Annotated in this window: 16 protein-coding genes; 4 read left to right on the top strand and 12 right to left on the bottom strand. The window is 61.7% G+C overall.

Going from position 1 to position 18508, the window contains the following annotated elements; translation table 11 throughout:
- Positions 1 to 3: 3 nt before the first annotated feature.
- The 3 genes from AC1Z24_RS22300 to recR all read left to right on the top strand — a co-directional run bounded on the left by AC1Z24_RS22300 (position 4) and on the right by recR (position 5468).
- Positions 4 to 3660, top strand: coding sequence for a CHASE domain-containing protein (locus AC1Z24_RS22300; RefSeq protein ID WP_483742737.1), 3657 nt, complete (start codon positions 4 to 6; stop codon positions 3658 to 3660).
- A gap of 108 nt (positions 3661 to 3768) precedes the next feature.
- Complete coding sequence (locus tag AC1Z24_RS22295) at positions 3769 to 4803, top strand: NADP-dependent oxidoreductase (protein ID WP_483742736.1); 1035 nt, start codon at positions 3769 to 3771, stop codon at positions 4801 to 4803.
- Between the two features lie 62 nt (positions 4804 to 4865).
- Complete coding sequence (recR, locus tag AC1Z24_RS22290; protein WP_483742735.1) at positions 4866 to 5468, top strand: recombination mediator RecR; 603 nt, start codon at positions 4866 to 4868, stop codon at positions 5466 to 5468.
- A gap of 179 nt (positions 5469 to 5647) precedes the next feature.
- Here the strand turns inward: recR and AC1Z24_RS22285 are convergent, their stop codons facing one another.
- Entirely contained in the window at positions 5648 to 6196 is a 549-nt protein-coding gene (locus tag AC1Z24_RS22285) for an adenine phosphoribosyltransferase (protein WP_259101890.1), read from the bottom strand.
- 75 nt (positions 6197 to 6271) lie between these two features.
- On the bottom strand, positions 6272 to 7006 hold the full coding sequence (gene fnr / locus AC1Z24_RS22280; protein WP_483742734.1) for a fumarate/nitrate reduction transcriptional regulator Fnr: 735 nt from the start codon (positions 7004 to 7006) through the stop codon (positions 6272 to 6274).
- Between the two features lie 156 nt (positions 7007 to 7162).
- Between fnr and AC1Z24_RS22275 the strand changes: the two genes are divergently transcribed.
- On the top strand, positions 7163 to 7639 hold the full coding sequence (locus AC1Z24_RS22275) for a chemotaxis protein (RefSeq protein WP_483742733.1): 477 nt from the start codon (positions 7163 to 7165) through the stop codon (positions 7637 to 7639).
- Positions 7640 to 7732: 93 nt separating this feature from the next.
- Here the strand turns inward: AC1Z24_RS22275 and hemN are convergent, their stop codons facing one another.
- The 10 genes from hemN to ccoN all read right to left on the bottom strand — a co-directional run bounded on the left by hemN (position 7733) and on the right by ccoN (position 18314).
- The gene (hemN, locus tag AC1Z24_RS22270) at positions 7733 to 9115 is read right to left on the bottom strand and encodes an oxygen-independent coproporphyrinogen III oxidase (RefSeq protein ID WP_483742732.1); all 1383 of its coding nucleotides are present in this window, start codon (positions 9113 to 9115) and stop codon (positions 7733 to 7735) included.
- Positions 9116 to 9227: 112 nt separating this feature from the next.
- Complete coding sequence (locus AC1Z24_RS22265) at positions 9228 to 9911, bottom strand: sulfite exporter TauE/SafE family protein (protein ID WP_483742731.1); 684 nt, start codon at positions 9909 to 9911, stop codon at positions 9228 to 9230.
- A complete protein-coding gene (gene ccoS, locus AC1Z24_RS22260; RefSeq protein ID WP_259101878.1) occupies positions 9904 to 10122 on the bottom strand; it encodes a cbb3-type cytochrome oxidase assembly protein CcoS in 219 nt (72 codons plus the stop codon). Before ccoS ends, AC1Z24_RS22265 begins: the two co-directional genes overlap by 8 nt.
- Positions 10123 to 10147: 25 nt before the next feature.
- Entirely contained in the window at positions 10148 to 12601 is a 2454-nt protein-coding gene (locus AC1Z24_RS22255) for a heavy metal translocating P-type ATPase (RefSeq protein ID WP_483742730.1), read from the bottom strand.
- A 120-nt stretch (positions 12602 to 12721) separates the two neighbouring features.
- On the bottom strand, positions 12722 to 13270 hold the full coding sequence (locus AC1Z24_RS22250; RefSeq protein ID WP_483742729.1) for a FixH family protein: 549 nt from the start codon (positions 13268 to 13270) through the stop codon (positions 12722 to 12724).
- A gap of 12 nt (positions 13271 to 13282) precedes the next feature.
- Positions 13283 to 14698 carry a cytochrome c oxidase accessory protein CcoG gene (gene ccoG, locus AC1Z24_RS22245; RefSeq protein WP_483742728.1) on the bottom strand — a complete coding sequence of 472 codons (1416 nt, stop codon included), beginning with the start codon at positions 14696 to 14698 and terminating at the stop codon, positions 13283 to 13285.
- 394 nt (positions 14699 to 15092) lie between these two features.
- Positions 15093 to 16070, bottom strand: a complete 978-nt coding sequence (ccoP, locus tag AC1Z24_RS22240) for a cytochrome-c oxidase, cbb3-type subunit III (RefSeq protein ID WP_483742727.1) — start codon at positions 16068 to 16070, stop codon at positions 15093 to 15095.
- Positions 16067 to 16258 carry a cbb3-type cytochrome oxidase subunit 3 gene (locus tag AC1Z24_RS22235; protein ID WP_259102688.1) on the bottom strand — a complete coding sequence of 64 codons (192 nt, stop codon included), beginning with the start codon at positions 16256 to 16258 and terminating at the stop codon, positions 16067 to 16069. The genes ccoP and AC1Z24_RS22235 overlap by 4 nt, the downstream gene beginning before the upstream one ends.
- A 5-nt stretch (positions 16259 to 16263) precedes the next feature.
- Positions 16264 to 16872: a cytochrome-c oxidase, cbb3-type subunit II gene (gene ccoO, locus AC1Z24_RS22230; protein WP_259101866.1), complete on the bottom strand. Its 609-nt coding sequence runs from the start codon at positions 16870 to 16872 to the stop codon at positions 16264 to 16266.
- Positions 16872 to 18314 carry a cytochrome-c oxidase, cbb3-type subunit I gene (gene ccoN, locus AC1Z24_RS22225; protein WP_259101863.1) on the bottom strand — a complete coding sequence of 481 codons (1443 nt, stop codon included), beginning with the start codon at positions 18312 to 18314 and terminating at the stop codon, positions 16872 to 16874. Before ccoN ends, ccoO begins: the two co-directional genes overlap by 1 nt.
- Positions 18315 to 18508: the final 194 nt, after the last annotated feature.

Here is an 18508-nt window from a genome sequence, read left to right as displayed (position 1 = left end):
TCCATGGCCAAGGTGGCTTTTCTGATCGGCGTGCTGCTCAGTGGGCTCGCAGCCTGGCAGGTACAGCGCAATAACGACGAGCAGGTACGCCAGGCCTTGCAGGTGGAATTGCAGGAGACGACCCAGGCTGTGTTCGCCCGGATCAGTCTCTACAGTTACGGCCTTTACGGGCTGCGCGGCGCCTTACAGACGGTCGGCATCAATGCGTTCAACGAAACCATGTTTCAGCGCTATAGCCAGACGCGCAGCTTGCAGCGCGAGTTTCCCGGCGCCCGCGCCTACGGGGTGATTCGTCGCGTGACCGAGCAACAGGCGCCTGCTCTGGTCCAGCAGATGCGTGAAGCCGGTCGGCCGGGCTTCATGATCAGCCAGTTCACGCCCCGGGCCGGTGACCGCTTCGTTATCCAGTACATGGACCCGCTGCAGCCCAACGTGCGGGCGCTGGGCGTGGATATTGCCTCTGAGCCGTCACGGCGCAGGGCGGCGGAAGAAGCCATGCGCAGCGGCGAGCCGATGCTGACGGCACCCATTGCGCTGGTTCAGGACGGTGGTGAACAGCAGTCATTCCTCATGCTGCTGCCCGTTTATGACAGTGTGACCCTGCCTGCGACCGCCGCCGAGCGCGAGCGGCGCCTGCAGGGCTGGACCTTTGCACCGCTGAACATGGGCGAGGTGTTGGAGAACCTGGGCATTCATACCGCTGGTTTGGGCCTGCGCATCTATGATCACCAGGCCAATGGTGAAGACATACCTTTTTTTCGCGACCGCCGGGCGTCGGTATCGGCGGGCGAACTGCGGGTCATGGAGCAAGAGAGCCTTGATATCTTTGGACGGCAATGGCGCATCGAGGTGGATGGCTATCAGCTGTTTATCGACAACCTGAATCTGTTTTCTCCGTATATCGCCCTGCTGATCGGCGTGTTGCTGACAACGCTGCTCTGTGCCCTGATCTCGATGCTGCAGATCACCAATCGGCGGCGACAGGAGATCGCTTCCGAACAGGCCAAACTGGCGGCGATTGTCGAAAGCTCGTCGGACGGCATCATCGGCAAGGACCTGACCGGGGTCGTGACCAGTTGGAACAGGGGCGCCGAGCATATCTTCGGGCATACCGCCGAACAGGCGGTGGGGCATCGTCTGGCCACGCTGATCGTGCCCTCGACCATGCAGGATCAGGAGTTCGATATTCTGCGTCGGGTCGGGCGCGGCGAGCGGGTTGCGCATTTCGAGACCCAGCGCCTGCACCGCGACGGGCATATTGTCGATGTCTCGGTAGCGGTTTCGCCGATCCATGATGCCGATGGCCGGGTCATCGGCGCTTCGAAGACCGTGCGCGATATTTCCGCACAACGAGCTGCCCAGGCCAGCATTCAGGCGCTGTATGCCGATCTGGAGCGGCAAGTGGAGCAACGTACTGCCGAGCTGACCCAGGCCAAACAGCTGGCAGACACCGCCAATGCCGCCAAATCATCGTTCCTGGCCAATATGAGCCATGAAATTCGCACGCCGCTGAACGCGATCCTCGGCATGTTGCAGTTGATCCGCCAGACCCCGCTGAATTTCCGTCAGAACGACTACGCCAGCAAGGCGCAGTCGGCTGCCCGTTCGTTGCTGGCGCTGCTCAACGATATTCTCGATTTCTCCAAGATCGAGGCTGGCAAGCTGGTGCTGGAGCAGCATCCCTTCGAGCTGGAAAAGCTCATGCGCGAACTGGGCGATGTGTTGACCGGCAATCAGGGTGACAAGGTGATCGAGGTGATTTTCGACCTCGATCCTAACCTGCCCAGCGTGCTGTTCGGCGACAGCCTGCGCCTGCAACAGGTGCTGATCAATCTGGCTGGCAACGCGCTGAAGTTCACGTTGCAGGGGCATGTCATTGTCAGCGTCAAGGCCCTTGGCCGCGCAGAGAGTACGGTAACCCTGCGTATCAGCGTGACGGACACCGGCATCGGTATCAACGATGACCAGCTGGAGCGGATTTTTGAAGGCTTTGCCCAGGCCGAAGCCTCCACCACCCGGCGTTTCGGCGGCACAGGGCTGGGGCTGGTGATTTGCAAGCGCCTGGTGCAGTTGATGGGCAGCCAGTTGCAGGTGGCCAGCGAGGTCGGCAGCGGCAGTCGCTTCTGGTTCGATATCGAGCTCGGCGTACGTCGGCATTCGCCCCTCAAGGCTTCCTGTCCGGCGGTGGGGCGGGATCTGCGTGTGCTGGTTGCCGACGACAATGCGGTCGCCGGTGAACTGTTGGGCAGTACCATCGTGTCATTGGGCTGGCGGGTTGATTGGGTCAGCAATGGCCGTCAGGCGGTGGACCGGGTCTTTCAGTCGAGCAGGGACGGGCAGCCCTATGACGTGGTGCTGATGGACTGGCGCATGCCGGAGCTGGATGGCCTAGCGGCGGCCGGAGTGATTCACGAGTCGGTAGAGTTGGCCAATCAACCGGTGATCATCATGGTCACGGCGTTTGGCCGGGAAATGCTCGATGACGACAAGTCCCGTCGTGACCCGCGGCAGGTGAATTTTCTGACCAAGCCGCTGACTCCACAGCAGTTGGCCAACGCGGTGCAACGGGCGCTGGAGGGCAAGTCCGATATCGCCGTAGTGCCTTCCATCCATGCCCCGGCCCGGCGCCGTCTGGCGGGCCTGCATCTATTGGTCGTGGAGGACAACGAGCTGAACCGCCAGGTCGCTGCCGAGCTATTGGGCCTTGAAGGTGCCAGCGTGGTTCTGGCCGAAGGCGGTTTGCAGGGGGTTGAACAGACCCTGAGCGCGTCGCCGCCCTTCGATGTGGTGATCATGGATGTGCAAATGCCGGACATCGATGGGCTGGAGGCGACCCGCAGGATTCGCGCCCATGCCGGTTTTTCCAGTCTGCCAATCCTGGCCATGACCGCCAATGCCTCGCCGAGCGATCGTGCGCTGTGCCTGGAAGCGGGGATGAATGAACATGTGGGCAAGCCCATCGATATCAATCAAGTGGTGGACATGCTGCTCAGGCTGACCGCGCACTATCGCCTGGAACACCCTGCCGCTGGCGAGGATGAGGTGATTGCCCAGGAGCTGAGTGCGGTTGAGGCGCCGGATTCTATCCGCAACCGCTTCGGCGGCAACCTGCATCTGTTTCAACGCCTGCTGAAAACCTTCCGGGTCGATGCGCTGCGGCATCTGAGCGAACTGGAACGGCTGCTGGAACACCCCGATGCGGCGGCGACTCTGGTGGTATTGCATACCCTCAAGGGCAGTGCCGGCAGCATGGGCGCCAGGGCGCTTTACCTGAGGGTGCGGGAGCTGGAAGCGCAGGTGCGCGATCCGGATCACCCGCAGATGTTCGAGGCGGCTCAGCTGGACGAACTCAAGGCGCTGACTGATCAGTGCAGCGATCAGCTCAGTGCGTGGGTCGAAGACTGTCTTGACGAGAAACCGCCTCCCGGCCTTGCTGCCTGGGCCATGACGCCCCGGCAATGGCACGATGAGCTGGAGCGCATCCTGCCATTGCTGGAAAGCCGCAATATGCGCGCAGTGGAATGGTCGGACGAATTGCTGGGCGATGTCGGCTCATGCTGGGACCGGCGCTTCCTGTCCCTGGTCGAGCAGATTCAAACCCTGGAGTTCGAGAAGGCGGCGGATACGGTGCGGCAGTTGCTCGCCGAAGCGGATCAGTAACAGAGCATCATGCTATCGTTGAGCTTTTAGAACGACACTTTTTAGAACGCGCGTGTGACGCTGCGGTCTGCACTCTATCGCTTAGAAGGTCTTCTCAGGAGCTGCCCGATGCCGCAAGAACTTATCCTCAACCAACGTATTGTCCTGGCCTCCCGTCCCCACGGTGCACCGACTCCGGAAAACTTCCGCATGGAGCGCGAGGCGTTGCCGGATCTGGAAGAGGGCCAAGTGCAGTTGCGCACCCTGTACCTGTCCCTGGACCCCTATATGCGCGGGCGGATGAGTGATGCGCCGTCCTACGCCGACCCGGTGGCCATCGATGCGGTGATGGAAGGTGGCGCCGTCAGTGTCGTCGAGCAATCGCGCAACCCGGCGTTCAAGGTCGGTGATCATGTAGTCGGTCAGACCGGCTGGCAGAGCCACAGCCTGTCCGACGGCAAGAACCTGATGCGCCTGCCCGAAGGCATCCCCAGCCCTTCCATGGCGGTAGGCGTGCTCGGCATGCCAGGGATCACCGGTTATATGGGACTGATGGATATCGGCCAGCCCAAGGCCGGTGAGACCCTGGTGGTGGCGGCTGCGACCGGCGCGGTGGGTACCGTGGTCGGCCAGGTCGCCAAGCTCAAGGGCCTGCGCGTCGTAGGTGTGGCCGGTGGTGCTGACAAATGCCGATATGCGGTGGAGGAGCTGGGCTTCGATGCCTGTATCGACCACAAGGCCGCAGATTTCGCTGAGCAATTGGCCAACGCCTGTCCGGCGGGCATCGACATCTACTTCGAGCTGGTCGGCGGCAAGGTCCTCGAAGCCGTGGTGCCGTTGCTCAATACCCATGCGCGGATTCCGCTGTGCGGGATCATCGCCCAGTACAACGCCACCAGCCTGCCCGAGGGGCCGGACAAACTGCCGTTGCTGATGCGTACCCTGCTGACCAAGCGCGCGCGGATCCAGGGGTTTATCGTCTACGAGCAGTATTACCATCGCCTCGACGAGTTCATGCAGGCCATGGTGCCGCTGGTGCGCGAGGGCAAGGTGCGTCTGCGTGAAGATGTGGTCGAAGGCCTGGAACATGCGCCCGATGCCTTTATCGGCCTGCTGCAGGGGCATAACTTCGGCAAACTGGTGGTCAAGGTCTCCGAGGCCTGAATTGACGCTTACCCAAGGCGCGGGTATAAACCGCGTCTCGTGTTTTTGTCGGACTTTTCGCCATGAGCTTCAGCCCCCTGATTCGCCAACTGATCGATGCCCTGCGCATCCTGCCAGGCGTGGGGCAGAAAACCGCCCAGCGCATGGCTCTGCAACTGTTGGAACGTGATCGCAGCGGCGGTTCGCGCCTGGCCCTGGCCCTGAGCCAGGCCATGGAAGGGGTCGGCCACTGCCGCCTGTGCCGGACTCTGACCGAAGACGATCTGTGCCCGCAGTGCTCCGATACGCGCCGCGACGACACGCTGTTGTGTGTGGTCGAGGGGCCGATGGATGTCTACGCGGTGGAGCAGACTGGCTATCGCGGTCGTTATTTCGTGCTCAAGGGGCACCTGTCCCCCCTCGATGGCCTCGGCCCTGAGGCCATCGGTATCCCCCAGTTAATGGCGCGTATCGAGGAGCAGGGCAGCTTCACCGAAGTGATCCTGGCCACCAACCCGACAGTGGAGGGCGAGGCCACGGCCCACTACATCGCGCAACTGCTTGCCAACAAGGGCTTGATTGCCTCGCGCATCGCCCATGGGGTGCCGCTGGGTGGCGAGTTGGAACTGGTCGACGGCGGCACCCTGGCCCATTCGTTTGCCGGGCGTAAGCCGATAGCCCTGTAAATGCGCGTGCCTTATCTCTGACACCCCCGCTCATGCGCAATGAATGCACTTTGTGGGAGCGTGGTTTGCCCGCGAATACGGATTTTCAGGCGCAGAGATTGGCAGGATGTGCCGACCTCTTCGCGGGCAAGCCACGCTCCCACAAAACCCCACTCCAATTTAGCGGGGGTGTGCGGCCGTTACTGCTCGGACAGACCAAACTGCGTCAGGCAGAACGTCGGCACCAGCATGGCTTGCAGGCGCTTGGAACCGCCCAGTTCCGGCAAGTCGATGATCGCCGCGGCTTCATGGATGTGTGCGCCCATGCGCCGGACCAGATTGGCTGCGGCGATCAGGGTGCCGCCAGTGGCGATGAGGTCATCGAACATCACCACCGAGTCGCCATCGCAAAGACTGTCAGCATGCACTTCCAGCAGGGCTTCGCCGTATTCGGTCTGATAGGCCTCGGACAGCACGTCGGCCGGCAGTTTGCCTTGCTTGCGGAACAGGATCAGCGGTTTGTTCAGCTCGTAGGCCACCACCGAACCGATCAGGAAACCACGGGCGTCCATCGCCCCGACATGGCTGAAGTCGGCGTCGATATAGCGCTGCACGAAACTGTCCATCACCTGGCGCATGGCCTTGGGTGACTGGAACAGAGGGGTAATGTCGCGAAAGATCACGCCCGGCTTGGGGAAATCCACAACCGGGCGGATCAGGGACTTGAAATGCGGTTCGTCAAAAATCATCGAAGAGTGATCCAGAGCAATGAGGGCTGGCAGTGGTTCGCTAGTCTAATCCCCTCAGGCTCTAAATCACACGTTTCAGCTCTCTATGGCGCCACCGGCCAGCGCACAGAGTTGAATCGGATCGAGAATATGGATTTCCTTGCCCTCGGCGGCGATCAGTTCGTTCTGCTGGAAGCGCGTGAAGACCCGGGACACGGTTTCCACCGCCAGGCCCAGGTGATTGCCGATTTCATTGCGCGACATGCTCAGGCGGAACTGGTTGGCCGAGAAGCCACGGGCGCGGAAGCGTGCCGAGAGGTTGACCAGGAAGGTGGCGATGCGTTCGTCGGCGGTTTTCTTCGACAGCAGCAGCATCATTTGCTGGTCGTCGCGAATCTCGCGGCTCATGACCCGCATCAACTGCCGGCGCAGCTGCGGCAGCTGGACGGAAAGCTCGTCGAGGCGTTCGAAAGGGATTTCGCAGACTGAAGTGGTTTCCAGAGCCTGTGCCGATACCGGATAGGCCTCCGAGTCCATGCCCGACATGCCGACCAGTTCGCTCGGCAAGTGGAAGCCGGTCAATTGCTCTTCGCCGCCATCGCTGATGCTGAACGTTTTCAGCGCGCCGGAGCGTACCGCGTAGACCGAAACAAAGGTGTCGCCCTGGCGAAACAGAAACTCGCCTTTCTTCAGGGGGCGACCGCGTTTGACGATCTCGTCCAGCGCATCCATGTCTTCCAGATTCAGGGACAGGGGCAGACACAACGGGGCCAGACTGCAATCCTTGCAATGAGCCTGGTTATGGGTACGCACTTTGACGGGCTCGGACATCACTTCATTCCTTGTAGGAAATCACTCATAAGTTGTAAGGGTAACTCACTGGGAGCGGTTCCGGCCAGTGCCCGAAAGTTCACCAACGGTACTCAAACTTATGGTTCGGGCGCCGATAGCAAGAGAGTCATGTGCTTTTCAAGCCGGAGCGTTCTCATGCAATCCATAGGTCCAAGCATTCTCGCCACCCTGGGAATTCGCCCGGCCAGCAAAGATGGCAAGTCGACCACGACCCCGTCGGCGACGGCTGATCAGCCGGCCAAAGCGGGTATCCAGGTGGACCTCTCGGCACTGGGCAAAGCCCAGGCGGCAAAGGCCCTGGCGGGGCATTCCGAGTATGCCGACATCGCCCAGAGCGGGTTGCCGGAGTCGGTGCAGAAGACCCTGCGGGCGGTGCGTGATACCCAGACCAGGATCGAGCAATTCAACCAGCAGTTGCAGACTGCGCTCAAGGATCAGAGCCTGACGCCGGACATGCGTCAGGCCCGCACCGCAGGTCTGCAAACCATGCTCGGCGCATTGCAGCGACAGGTGGCCAACTCCACCAGCGACCTTTCGTCGCAGATGAGCAGCCTGCAATTGAGCCAGAGCGACAAGGTCAAGGCAGGCATGCTAGTGCTGGCGAAGATGTGAGGGTGTCACTGCGGGAGCGAATTCGCTCCCACAATATGTGCTCCCACACCCTGCCAAGAGTTTGCCGCGCGCCAGTGCGTTGCCGGTTAGGCCTCAAATCACCCGGGAAAACCGCTGCCGGTTCTGTTGGGTCAGGTAGGCGTCGAACACCATGCACACCGAACGCACCAACAGCCGACCGGCGGGCTGCACTTCGATGCCGACATCGTCGATGGTTATCAGACCATCGGTAGTCATTTCTTCCAGTAGCGGCCATACCTCGCTGAAGTAGTCACGGAAGTTGATGGCGAATTCATTCTCGATAGTGGCGAATTCCAGGGTGAAATGGCAGATCAACTGCTGGATCACTGCCCGGCGGATCCGGTCGTCGGCATTGCATTGCAACCCGCGCTTGGTTGCCAGTTGATCGCTGGCCAGCAGAGCCTGGTAGTCGCTCAGGTCGCTGCTGTTCTGCGTATACAGATCGCCGATCTGGCTGATGGCCGACACGCCCAGGCCTATCAGGTCGCAGTGGCCATGGGTGGTGTAGCCCTGGAAGTTGCGTCGCAGGGTCAGTTCTTCCTGGGCCACGGCCAACTCGTCGTCGGGCAGGGCGAAGTGGTCCATGCCGATATAGCGATAACCGGCCTTGGTCAACTGATCGATGGTGCGCTCGAGCATCAACAGCTTTTGCTCAGGCGACGGCAGGTCATTGCTGTCGATACGCCGCTGGGGCATGAAGCGCTCCGGCAGGTGCGCATAGTTGAATACCGATAGCCGGTCCGGTTGCAGGGTGATGACTTCTTCCACCGTGCGGGCGAAGGCCTCCGGCGTCTGCCTGGGCAGGCCGTAGATCAGGTCGATGTTCACCGAGCGAAATTGCAGGGTGTGCGCGGCGTCGACGATGGCGCGGGTTTCCTCCAGGCTTTGCAGGCGATTGACTGCCCGCTGCACGTCCGGATCAAGGTCCTGCACACCGAGGCTGACCCGGTTGAAGCCCAGCTCACGCAACAGACCCATGGTCGACCAGTCGGCCTCCCGCGGGTCGATCTCGATACCGTAGTCGCCGGAATCGTCGTCCAGCAGATTGAAGTGCTTGCGCAGGTGGGCCATCAGTTGACGCAATTCGTCGTGGCTGAGAAAGGTCGGGGTGCCGCCACCGAAGTGCAATTGCTCGACTACCTGGCCGGGATCGAGGTGGCAGGCCAGCATCTGGATTTCCTGTTCCAGCCTTTGCAGATAGGGTTGGGCGCGGCCGCGGTCCTTGGTGATGACTTTGTTGCAGGCGCAGTAGTAACAGATGTTGGCGCAGAACGGGATGTGCACATACAGCGACAGCGGGCGCACGGCCTTGCGGCTGTCGCGCAGCGCGTGGAGCAGGTCAAATGCGCCTACTTGTGTGTGAAATTGCACTGCGGTCGGGTAGGACGTGTAGCGCGGTCCCGCGGAGTCGTAGCGGCGGATCAAATCAGAGTCCCAACGAATGGCGTCGAGCATGCGGGTATTCCCCCGGATAGGCTTGCAGTACGTGTCAGTCTAGGGAATGTGCTTTCGGGGAGTCTTGATTTGGGTCAAGGCGCTTTTTAGCGTCATCTTTGTATGACGATTGTTAATGTCCCATCAGCCAGTGTTGATGAGGCCCCGGCATTGTCCACAGGCCGAACAGAATCACCAGCAGGCCGCTGGCCATGCGTACGCCGCGCTTGCGTAGCAGGGCGGTGGTGCCTTCGGCGGCCAGGCCTGTGGCCAGGAGGATCGGCCAGGTGCCGATGCCAAAGGCCAGCATCAGCAGGGCGCTATCGACAGCATTGCCCTGGCTGGCCGCCCATAGCAAGGTGCTGTAGACCAGCCCGCACGGCAGCCAGCCCCACAGCGCGCCCAGCAGCATGGCGCGGGGCAGGCTCGACACCGGCAGCAACCGACGGGCAACTGGCTGGATATATCGCCACAGGCCGCGACCGAGGCCTTCGAGGCGGGTCAGGCCGCTCCACCAACCGGCCAGATACAGGCCCATGGCAATCAACAGCAGCGCGGCGATGACTCGCATCAGGGTGGCGGCCGGGCTATTGGCCACTGCCCAACCGGCGAGGCCGGTCAGCAGCCCGGCAGCGGCATAGCTCAGCACTCGCCCCAGGTTATAGGCGAGCAGCAGGCGAAAACGCCGGTTGCGTTGCTCTTTGGGGATCGCCAGGGTCAGTGCGCCCATCAGGCCACCGCACATGCCCAGGCAATGACCACCGCCCAACAGACCCAGAATCAATGCCGACAGCAGCAGCGGAACCAGCTCAAGCATGGGGTCGCGGCTCGTCTTTGCTCGGCTTGCCGGTGCTGGCAGGGTGGCTGATTGCGGCCTGATGGTTGGGGTCCAGATCATCGAACAGGATGCTGTGGGCCGGGCTTTCCAGGTCGTCGTACTGGCCGCTGTCCACGGCCCAGAAGAAAATGCGCACGGCGATGGCGACGATCAGCAGTGCCGCAGGAATCATGATGTAGAGCGCAGGCATGGAGCCTCCCAGCAGGTCCGGCGAGTCAAGTCGCCAGTACCGGATTGACAGAATTGACAGCGATGCTGCTGCGGGCCTGGGGCAGGCGGGTCAGGCGCAAGGCATTGAGGACCACGGTCAGGGAGCTGATGGACATGCCGATGGCGGCCCACACCGGGGTGATCCAGCCCAGTGCGGCAAAGGGCAGCATAAGGCCATTGTAGAGCCCGGCCCATAGCAGGTTTTCGATAATCACCCGGCGCGTACGTCTGGCCAGACGGAAGGCTTCGACCAGAGCCTGCAGGCGATTGCCCAGCAGCACGGCATCGGCACTGGTTTTCGCCAGATCCGTGGCCGAGCCCATGGCCACACTGATATCGGCGGCAGCCAGCACCGGTACGTCGTTGACCCCGTCGCCGAGCATCAGCACCTTGCGCCCCTGTTGGTGCAGTTGATGCAGCACGGCGAGTTTGTCGTCCGGGCGCAGGCCGCCGCGGGCTTCGTCGATGCCCAGTTCATGGGCGACGCTGGCGACCATCGGTGAACTGTCGCCGGACAGCAGCAGGGTTTTCCAGCCTCGGGCCTGACAGGCTTGCAGCAGTTCGAGGGCGTCGTCGCGCAGGCGGTCATCGAGGATGAACCAGGCCAGCGGCCCCTGGCTGTCGCCCAGCAACAGGCATTGGCCACTGACCTCCGGCATCGCGGGCAGGTCGCTGGCGCTCAGGGCGCAGACAAACCCCGGCTGGCCGATGCGCAGGCGCCGTTCACCCACCGTACCTTCCAGGCCTTCACCCGGTCGGCTGTGAACATGCTCGGCGGCTACCGGCGCGCGGCCAAAGGCGCGGGCGATCAGATGTTCCGAGCGGTTTTCCAGGGCGGAGGCGAGATCCAGGCAGGTATTGGCGTCCAGCTCTGTCAGGGGCTTGATGCTGCGCAGGGTCAGGCGGCCCTCGGTGAGGGTTCCGGTCTTGTCGAAGATGACCGTGTCGATCTGATTCAGGCCTTCAAGCACATGGCCACGGGTCAGCAGCAGGCCGAGTTTGTGCAGGGTGCCGGTGGCGGCGGTCAGCGCGGTCGGGGTGGCCAGGGACAGTGCGCAGGGGCAGGTGGCGACCAGCATCGACAGGACGATCCAGAACGCCCGGCCCGGGTCCAGATACCACCAGAGCAGGCCGATGAACACCACGGCCAGCAACGAAAACAACAGAAACCATTGCGATGCACGGTCGGCGATCTCGGCCAGGCGCGGCTTCTCGCCCTGGGCGCGATCGAGCAGGCGGACGATGGCCGACAGCCGGGTATCTTTGCCCAAAGCGAGCACTTCCACGGTCAGGGCGCCTTCGACATTCAGCGTCCCGGCGGTGACCGCATCGCCAGCATGGCGTGGCTGCGGCAGGTATTCGCCAGTCAACAGCGATTCATCGACACTGGATTGCCCCTGCAAAATCCGCCCGTCAGCAGGAATGACCGCGCCGGGGTGGATCAGCACCTGATCACTGATGCGCAATTCGCTGAGCAGGATGCGCTCGCTCTGGCCATCGGCGCTCAGGCGCAGGCAGGAGGCGGGCAGCAGGTTTACCAGTTGCGCCGTCGCCGCCGCCGTGCGCTCCCGGGCACGGCGCTCCAGATAGCGACCGGTGAGCAGGAACAGGGCAAACATGCCCACGGCATCGAAATACAGCTCGCCGCTGCCGGTGATCGCCGTCCATATCCCCGCCAGATAGGTGCTGCCAATGGCCAGGGACACCGACACATCCATGGTCAGGTGGCGGGTGCGCAGATCGCGCAGGGCGCCATGGAAAAACGGTGCGCAGCTGTAGAACACGATGGGGGTGGTCAGGAACAGCGCGACCCAGCGCAGAATGGTATGCATCTCCGGGCTGAGGTCGATGTTGAATTCCGGCCAGGTCGCCATAGTGGCCATCATCGCCTGGAACCACAGCAGACCCGCCACCCCCAGTTGGCGCAAGGCCCGACGGTTTTCCTCGGCCAGTTGCTCGGCGGCACGGTCGGCCTGCCACGGATGGGCGGCGTAGCCGATGCTGCGCAATTCGGTAAGGAGTTGGCTGAGGGGCAACTGGCTGTCGACCCAGCGCACATGCAAACGATGGTTGGACAGGTTCAGCCGCGCTTCGGCCACGGCCGGCAGGCGTGACAGATGACGCTCGATCAGCCAGCCACAGGCGGCGCAACTGATGCCTTCCATCATCAGGGTGGTTTCGCTCAGCTCGCCTTCGTGATGGACAAAAGGTGCCTGAACGTCGGCGCGGTCGTACAACGCAAGCTCGTCCACAAGCTGCACCGGCAGCGCCTCAGGGTTGGACGACGCCTCGCTGCGATGGCTGTAATAGCTTTCCAGGCCACTGGCCACAATGGCCTCGGCCACAGCCTGGCAACCGGGGCAGCACATCTCCCGGTTAGCCCCGAGGATCACCGTGATAAAGCGGCTGCCGGGGGGGGCGGGCAGGGCGCAGTGATAGCAGGGCGTGGGTTGGGTCATGAGTTCTTATGTCTGTTGGAGCGAGGCTTGCCCGCGAAGAACGATAACGCGGTAGGTCTGATTCACCGCGGCGATTGATTCGCGGGCAAGCCTCGCTGCCACAAAGGGCTGTCGTCCCTGTTAATTATCGATATCTTCCGCCCCCTGGATCGGTTCGTCGCCCAGGGTCAGGTCCTTGAGGTGGCTGACCTGTTCTTCTTCGAACAGGCGCCAGGTCTGGCCGTTTTCAACGCCCATCAGCTCGACGAAGCGGCGGCCCTCGATCTTGTCTGGCAACTGGCCAATATAGCGACCGGCTTCACTCGGGCTGCGGTTGAGGACGATCTTGCGATCCTTCTCCGGTTGGGTCGGTGACATCAGGTTCAGTTGCAGGCTGTCAGGCTGGCTGTTGCCGCTCAGGCGCAGTTCCAGCTCGCCGGTCACTTCGTCCAGGTGCACGCTGGCGCGCAGCTTGAGCGACTGGGCCAGGCGCTCGCGGTCCAGGGAACGATTGATGCCCTTGCCCGCTTCGTAATAGTTGTCGTTGACCAGGTTGTCGGGGTTCTTCACGGCAATCACCACCATGGACAGGGTCAGGGTGACCGAGCAGGTAAGGATGCCGATCAGGATCCAGGGCCAGAGTTGCTTGTACCAGGGGCTGGGTGCAGGTGCTGAAGTCGGTGCGTACATGACAATGTTCTCTTAACGAATCTGTGGGCCGATAAACCGGCTCTTGGCTTCAACGTGGCTGCTGCTGTCGTCCGCGTCCTTGAGGCTGAAAATCACTTCATTGGTACTTGATGGCAGTTGTTCCGGGGCACTGGACAGCTCTACCGGCATGCTGAAGATTTCGCCGGCCGGGACGCGGAATTCACGCCGTCCTTGCAGCTTCAGGTCTGGCAGGCCGGAGGCATCGAGCACATAGGTGTGATCGACCTGATCCTTGTTCATGATTTTCAGGGTATAGACGTTTTCGATCCGCCCTTCGGCGTTTTCCCGGTACAGCACGCGGTCCTTACTGATATCGAAACCCACCAGCGAGCGCATGTAGAAGGCCCCGGCCAGCAGGCCGATCATCACCAGCAGCACCACGGCGTAACCGATCAGGCGCGGGCGCAACTTGTGAGTGACCTGACCTGACAGGTTGTGTTCGGTGGTGTAGCTGATCAGGCCGCGCGGGTAGTGCATCTTGTCCATGATGGTGTCGCAGGCGTCGATGCAGGCGGCGCAGCCGATGCACTCGATCTGCAGACCGTCGCGAATGTCGATGCCGGTGGGGCAGACCTGGACACACATGGTGCAGTCGATACAGTCGCCTAGACCCTGGGCCTTGTAGTCCACGTCCTTTTTACGGGTGCCGCGTTTCTCACCACGGCGTGGGTCGTAGGAGACGATCAGGGTGTCCTTGTCGAACATCACGCTCTGGAACCGCGCATACGGGCACATGTAGATGCACACCTGCTCACGCAGCCAGCCAGCGTTGCCGTAGGTAGCGAGTGTGAAGAAACCGACCCAGAAGTAGGACCAGCCATCGGCCTGGCCGGTGAAGAAGTCGATGACCAGCTCACGAATCGGCGCGAAGTAGCCGACGAACGTCAGCCCGGTAACGAAACCAATGATCAGCCACAGGCTGTGCTTGCCCAGCTTGCGCACGAACTTGTTGGCGCTCATGGGCGCCTTGTCGAGCTTGATGCGCTGGTTGCGGTCGCCTTCGGTGACTTTCTCGCACCACATGAAGATCCAGGTCCAGACGCTTTGCGGGCAGGTATAGCCGCACCAGACACGCCCGGCGAACACGGTGATGAAGAACAGGCCAAAGGCGGCGACGATCAAGAGGCCCGACAGCAGGATGAAGTCCTGGGGCCAGATGGTAGCGCCGAAGATGTAGAACTTGCGCTCCGGCAGGTTCCACCAGACCGCCTGATGGCCGCCCCAGTCGAGCCAGACGGTGCCGAAATAAAGGAGAAACAACAGGGCGCCACCGGCCATGCGCAAGTTGCGGAAAATACCGGTAAAGGCACGGGTGTAGATCTTCTCGCGTGACGCATAAAGATCGACAGTGGTCGTGTCTTTTTTGGGTGGTGGAGTGATGTTTTGGACCGGAATCTGGTTACTCATCGGAGCGTCCCACGGCAGTGGAAAAATGCCTCAGCCAGTACGTGCCGACTGTGGTCAGAAGGTGCTGCTTTTGTGCCGTCAATGATACGCCTGTCACTCTACCGCAAGGCTGCGGCCTGTGGTCGCGTTGGGCTCCAGCGAGTGATGGTGTAAGTGATCCAGGTCAATTGACGTGTTAATTATGGTTGGTTTTTCGAGGATTAAAGAGCAATGCGATGAATTAGCCGTCGCCTCAGTACCCTGTTCGACACTGCGCATCGCAGGACGAATGTGGGACCGGCTTTAGCCGGGAAGACGTCGGCAGGACCACTATATTTCTATCGGTTGTTACATCGTCTTCCCGGCTAAAGCCGGTCCCACAAACCTCATTTCAATTCAGAGGGGTGCGTTGCTTCTACTTGGCCTCGGTCGGTTTCTCCCCATGGGACAGGCTATACACATACGCCGCCAGCAAATGAACCTTGTCATTACCCTGCAGCAACTCCTGGGCCGGCATCTGGCCCTGGCGGCCGTAGCGGATGGTCTGTTGCAACTGGGCGAAGCTTGAACCGTAAATGAATGCTGCCGGATGGGTCAGGTCGGGGGCGCCCATGGCGGCGGTGCCCTTGCCTTCGGGGCCGTGGCAGGCGGCGCAGTTGGCAGCGAACAGCTTCTGCCCGGCGGCCGGATCGGCCTTGGCGTCGTCGGGCAGTTTGCGCCCGTCCAGTTGGCTGACGACAAACGCGGCGACATCGCGCACGCCTTGCTCGCCGATGACTTCACCCCAGGCCGGCATCACCGCCTGACGGCCACCCATAATGGTGGTCTTGATGGTCTGGGCATCGCCGCCCCAGCGCCAGTCGGCGTCGGTCAGGTTGGGGAAACCGTAGGCACCCTTGGCGTCGGAGCCGTGACATACCGAGCAGTTGGAGGCGAACAACCGCGCGCCCATTTTCAGCGCTTGCGGGTCCTTGGCCACTTCCTCGATGGGCATGGCGGCGAAACGGGCGAAGATCGGCCCGAAGCGGGCTTCCGAGCGGGCCATTTCCTTCTCCCACTCATGCACGCCGGTCCAGCCCTGCTGGCCATTGGAGAAGGTCACCTGCTTGTCGTTATCGACGTAGTTGTAACCAGGCAGCAGGCCTTTCCAGTTACCCAGGCCGGGGTACAGCACCAGGTAGCCGAGGGCGAAGATGATGGTGCCGACGAACAGCATGAACCACCAGCGCGGCAGCGGGTTGTCGTATTCCTCGATGCCGTCGAAGGAGTGGCCGACGGTCTGGTCGGTTTCCCCGCTGCGCTGGCCCTTGCGGGTTGCCAGCAGCAGCCAGCTCAGGCCGAAGATGGTGCCCAGGGTCAAAACCGTGACATACAGACTCCAGAACGTACTCATGCCTTGTCTCTCCCGGCGGCCTTGGCTTGCTCGACCTTGCGGATGGCCTCGGGGTCATCGGCAAACGGCAGCAGGGTTGCATCTTCGAATTCAGATTTGCGCTTGGGGCTGAACACCCACAGCGCCAGACCAATGAAAGCCACCATCACGACGAGGGTGCCCAGGCCACGAATCATGCCGATATCCATCATGCTCACCGTTTGCTCTTGATAAGGGTGCCCAGGCCTTGCAGGTAGGCCACCAGTGCATCCATTTCGGTCTTGCCCTTGACTGCATCCCGGGCACCGGCGATGTCGGCATCGGTGTAGGGCACGCCAAGGGCACGCAGCACTTCGAGTTTCTTCGCGGTGTCCTTGCCATCCAGCTTGTGTTCGACGAGGAACGGATAGGCCGGCATGATCGATTCCGGCACCACGTTGCGCGGGTTGTACAGGTGCGCCCGATGCCAGTCATCGGAGTAGCGCCCGCCGACCCGGGCCAGGTCCGGGCCGGTGCGTTTGGAACCCCACAGGAACGGGTGGTCCCAGACGCTTTCCCCGGCCACCGAGTAGTGGCCGTAGCGTTCGGTTTCGGCGCGGAACGGGCGGATCATCTGCGAGTGGCAGCCGACGCAACCGTTGGCGATGAACACGTCGCGGCCTTCCACTTCCAGCGCCGGGCGCGGCTTCATGCCTTCGATGGGCTTGTTGGTGACGTCCTGGAAAAACAGCGGGACGATCTGGGTCAGGCCGCCGATGCTGACGGCGATGACCATGAAAAAGGCCAGCAGGCCAATGTTCTTTTCAACGACTTCGTGTTTCATCAGTGCGCCCCCACGACAGCGATTTGCGCAGCGGCTTCGGCTTCTTCAGGAGTCGACGCACGTACGGTGCGCCAGACGTTGTAGGCCATCAGCAACATGCCACTGGCAAAGAAGGCGCCGCCCAGCGCGCGGACGATATAGCCCGGATGGCTGGCTTGCAGGGCTTCGACGAAGGAGTAGGTGAGGGTGCCATCATCGTTGATGGCCCGCCACATCAGGCCCTGGGTGATGCCGTTGACCCACATCGAGGCGATATAGAGCACGGTGCCGATGGTAGCCAGCCAGAAGTGTGCGTTGATCAGGCCGATGCTGTGCATCTGCGGGCGGCCGAAGATTTTCGGGATCATGTGGTAGATCGCGCCGATGGAAATCATCGCCACCCAGCCCAGGGCCCCGGCGTGGACGTGGCCGATGGTCCAGTCGGTGTAGTGGGAGAGGGCGTTGACGGTCTTGATCGCCATCATCGGCCCCTCGAACGTCGACATGCCGTAGAAAGCCAGGGACACCACCAGGAAACGCAGGATCGGGTCGACGCGCAATTTATGCCAGGCGCCGGAGAGGGTCATCATGCCGTTGATCATGCCGCCCCAGCTCGGGGCCAGAAGGATGATCGACATCACCATACCCAACGACTGCGCCCAGTCCGGCAGGGCGGTGTAGTGCAGATGGTGGGGGCCGGCCCAGATATACAGGGTGATCAGCGCCCAGAAATGCACGATGGACAGGCGATAGGAATAGATCGGCCGTTCGGCCTGTTTGGGCACGAAGTAATACATCATCCCGAGGAAACCCGTGGTCAGGAAAAAACCCACGGCGTTGTGCCCGTACCACCACTGGATCATCGCGTCGGTGGCCCCGGCGTAGGCCGAGTAGGACTTGAAGAAACTCACCGGCAAGGAGATATGGTTGACGATATGCAGCATCGCCGTGACCAGGATAAAGGCGCCGTAGAACCAGTTGCCGACGTAGATGTGCCTGGTCTTGCGCTTGACGATGGTGCCGAAGAACACCGCTGCATAAGTGATCCAGACCACCGCGAGCAAAATGGCCAGGGGCCATTCCAGTTCGGCGTATTCCTTGGTGGTGGTGTAGCCCATGGGCAGGGTAATCAGGGCGCCGACGATCACCGCCTGCCAGCCCCAGAAGTGAAACGCCGCCATGCTGTCGGAAATCAGCCGCACCTGACAGGTACGTTGCACCACGTAATAAGAGGTAGAGAACAGCGCGCAGCCGCCAAAGGCGAAGATCACCAGGTTAGTGTGCAGCGGTCGCAGGCGGCCGAAAGTGGTCCATTCCAGACCGAAGTTCAGGTCCGGCCAGACCAGTTGCGAGGCGATGAACACGCCCAGGCCCATGCCAAGAATCCCCCAGACCACCGTCATGATGGCGAACTGGCGGACGACCTTGTAGTTATAAGCCGTCGGACTTATTGCTGTGCTCATTCTAAGGTTCCACGGTTTGGCTATTTATTAGAGTGCAAACCGGGCGCAGTCGAATCGCAAGCGAATGCTTGATGCCCGGTCTGACGGGTCCCTGCAGGCGCACGCAAGCGGGACACGTATTAGCAGACCGAGGAAGACGGGGCAGGTCGAGTGGCGTGTGAGTCCTGAGTCAGGAACTTCCCTTCACTTGGCCT

This window comes from Pseudomonas sp. JL23 (assembly GCF_056933585.1).
Note: the sequence above shows the minus strand (reverse complement) of the source record. Positions and strands in the feature narration are given on the sequence as shown.

What these genes read in the sequence shown, in the direction of transcription:
- AC1Z24_RS22265 (WP_483742731.1), bottom strand. Translation starts at nt 9,911, where the DNA reads ATGCTTGAGCTGGTTCCGCTGCTGCTGTCGGCATTGATTCTGGGTCTG.
- recR (WP_483742735.1), top strand. Translation starts at nt 4,866, where the DNA reads ATGAGCTTCAGCCCCCTGATTCGCCAACTGATCGATGCCCTGCGCATC.
- ccoN (WP_259101863.1), bottom strand. Translation starts at nt 18,314, where the DNA reads ATGAGCACAGCAATAAGTCCGACGGCTTATAACTACAAGGTCGTCCGC.
- ccoG (WP_483742728.1), bottom strand. Translation starts at nt 14,698, where the DNA reads ATGAGTAACCAGATTCCGGTCCAAAACATCACTCCACCACCCAAAAAA.
- AC1Z24_RS22235 (WP_259102688.1), bottom strand. Translation starts at nt 16,258, where the DNA reads ATGGATATCGGCATGATTCGTGGCCTGGGCACCCTCGTCGTGATGGTG.
- ccoP (WP_483742727.1), bottom strand. Translation starts at nt 16,070, where the DNA reads ATGAGTACGTTCTGGAGTCTGTATGTCACGGTTTTGACCCTGGGCACC.
- AC1Z24_RS22300 (WP_483742737.1), top strand. Translation starts at nt 4, where the DNA reads ATGGCCAAGGTGGCTTTTCTGATCGGCGTGCTGCTCAGTGGGCTCGCA.
- ccoS (WP_259101878.1), bottom strand. Translation starts at nt 10,122, where the DNA reads ATGCCTGCGCTCTACATCATGATTCCTGCGGCACTGCTGATCGTCGCC.
- AC1Z24_RS22255 (WP_483742730.1), bottom strand. Translation starts at nt 12,601, where the DNA reads ATGACCCAACCCACGCCCTGCTATCACTGCGCCCTGCCCGCCCCCCCC.
- fnr (WP_483742734.1), bottom strand. Translation starts at nt 7,006, where the DNA reads ATGTCCGAGCCCGTCAAAGTGCGTACCCATAACCAGGCTCATTGCAAG.
- hemN (WP_483742732.1), bottom strand. Translation starts at nt 9,115, where the DNA reads ATGCTCGACGCCATTCGTTGGGACTCTGATTTGATCCGCCGCTACGAC.
- AC1Z24_RS22285 (WP_259101890.1), bottom strand. Translation starts at nt 6,196, where the DNA reads ATGATTTTTGACGAACCGCATTTCAAGTCCCTGATCCGCCCGGTTGTG.
- AC1Z24_RS22295 (WP_483742736.1), top strand. Translation starts at nt 3,769, where the DNA reads ATGCCGCAAGAACTTATCCTCAACCAACGTATTGTCCTGGCCTCCCGT.
- AC1Z24_RS22250 (WP_483742729.1), bottom strand. Translation starts at nt 13,270, where the DNA reads ATGTACGCACCGACTTCAGCACCTGCACCCAGCCCCTGGTACAAGCAA.
- AC1Z24_RS22275 (WP_483742733.1), top strand. Translation starts at nt 7,163, where the DNA reads ATGCAATCCATAGGTCCAAGCATTCTCGCCACCCTGGGAATTCGCCCG.
- ccoO (WP_259101866.1), bottom strand. Translation starts at nt 16,872, where the DNA reads ATGAAACACGAAGTCGTTGAAAAGAACATTGGCCTGCTGGCCTTTTTC.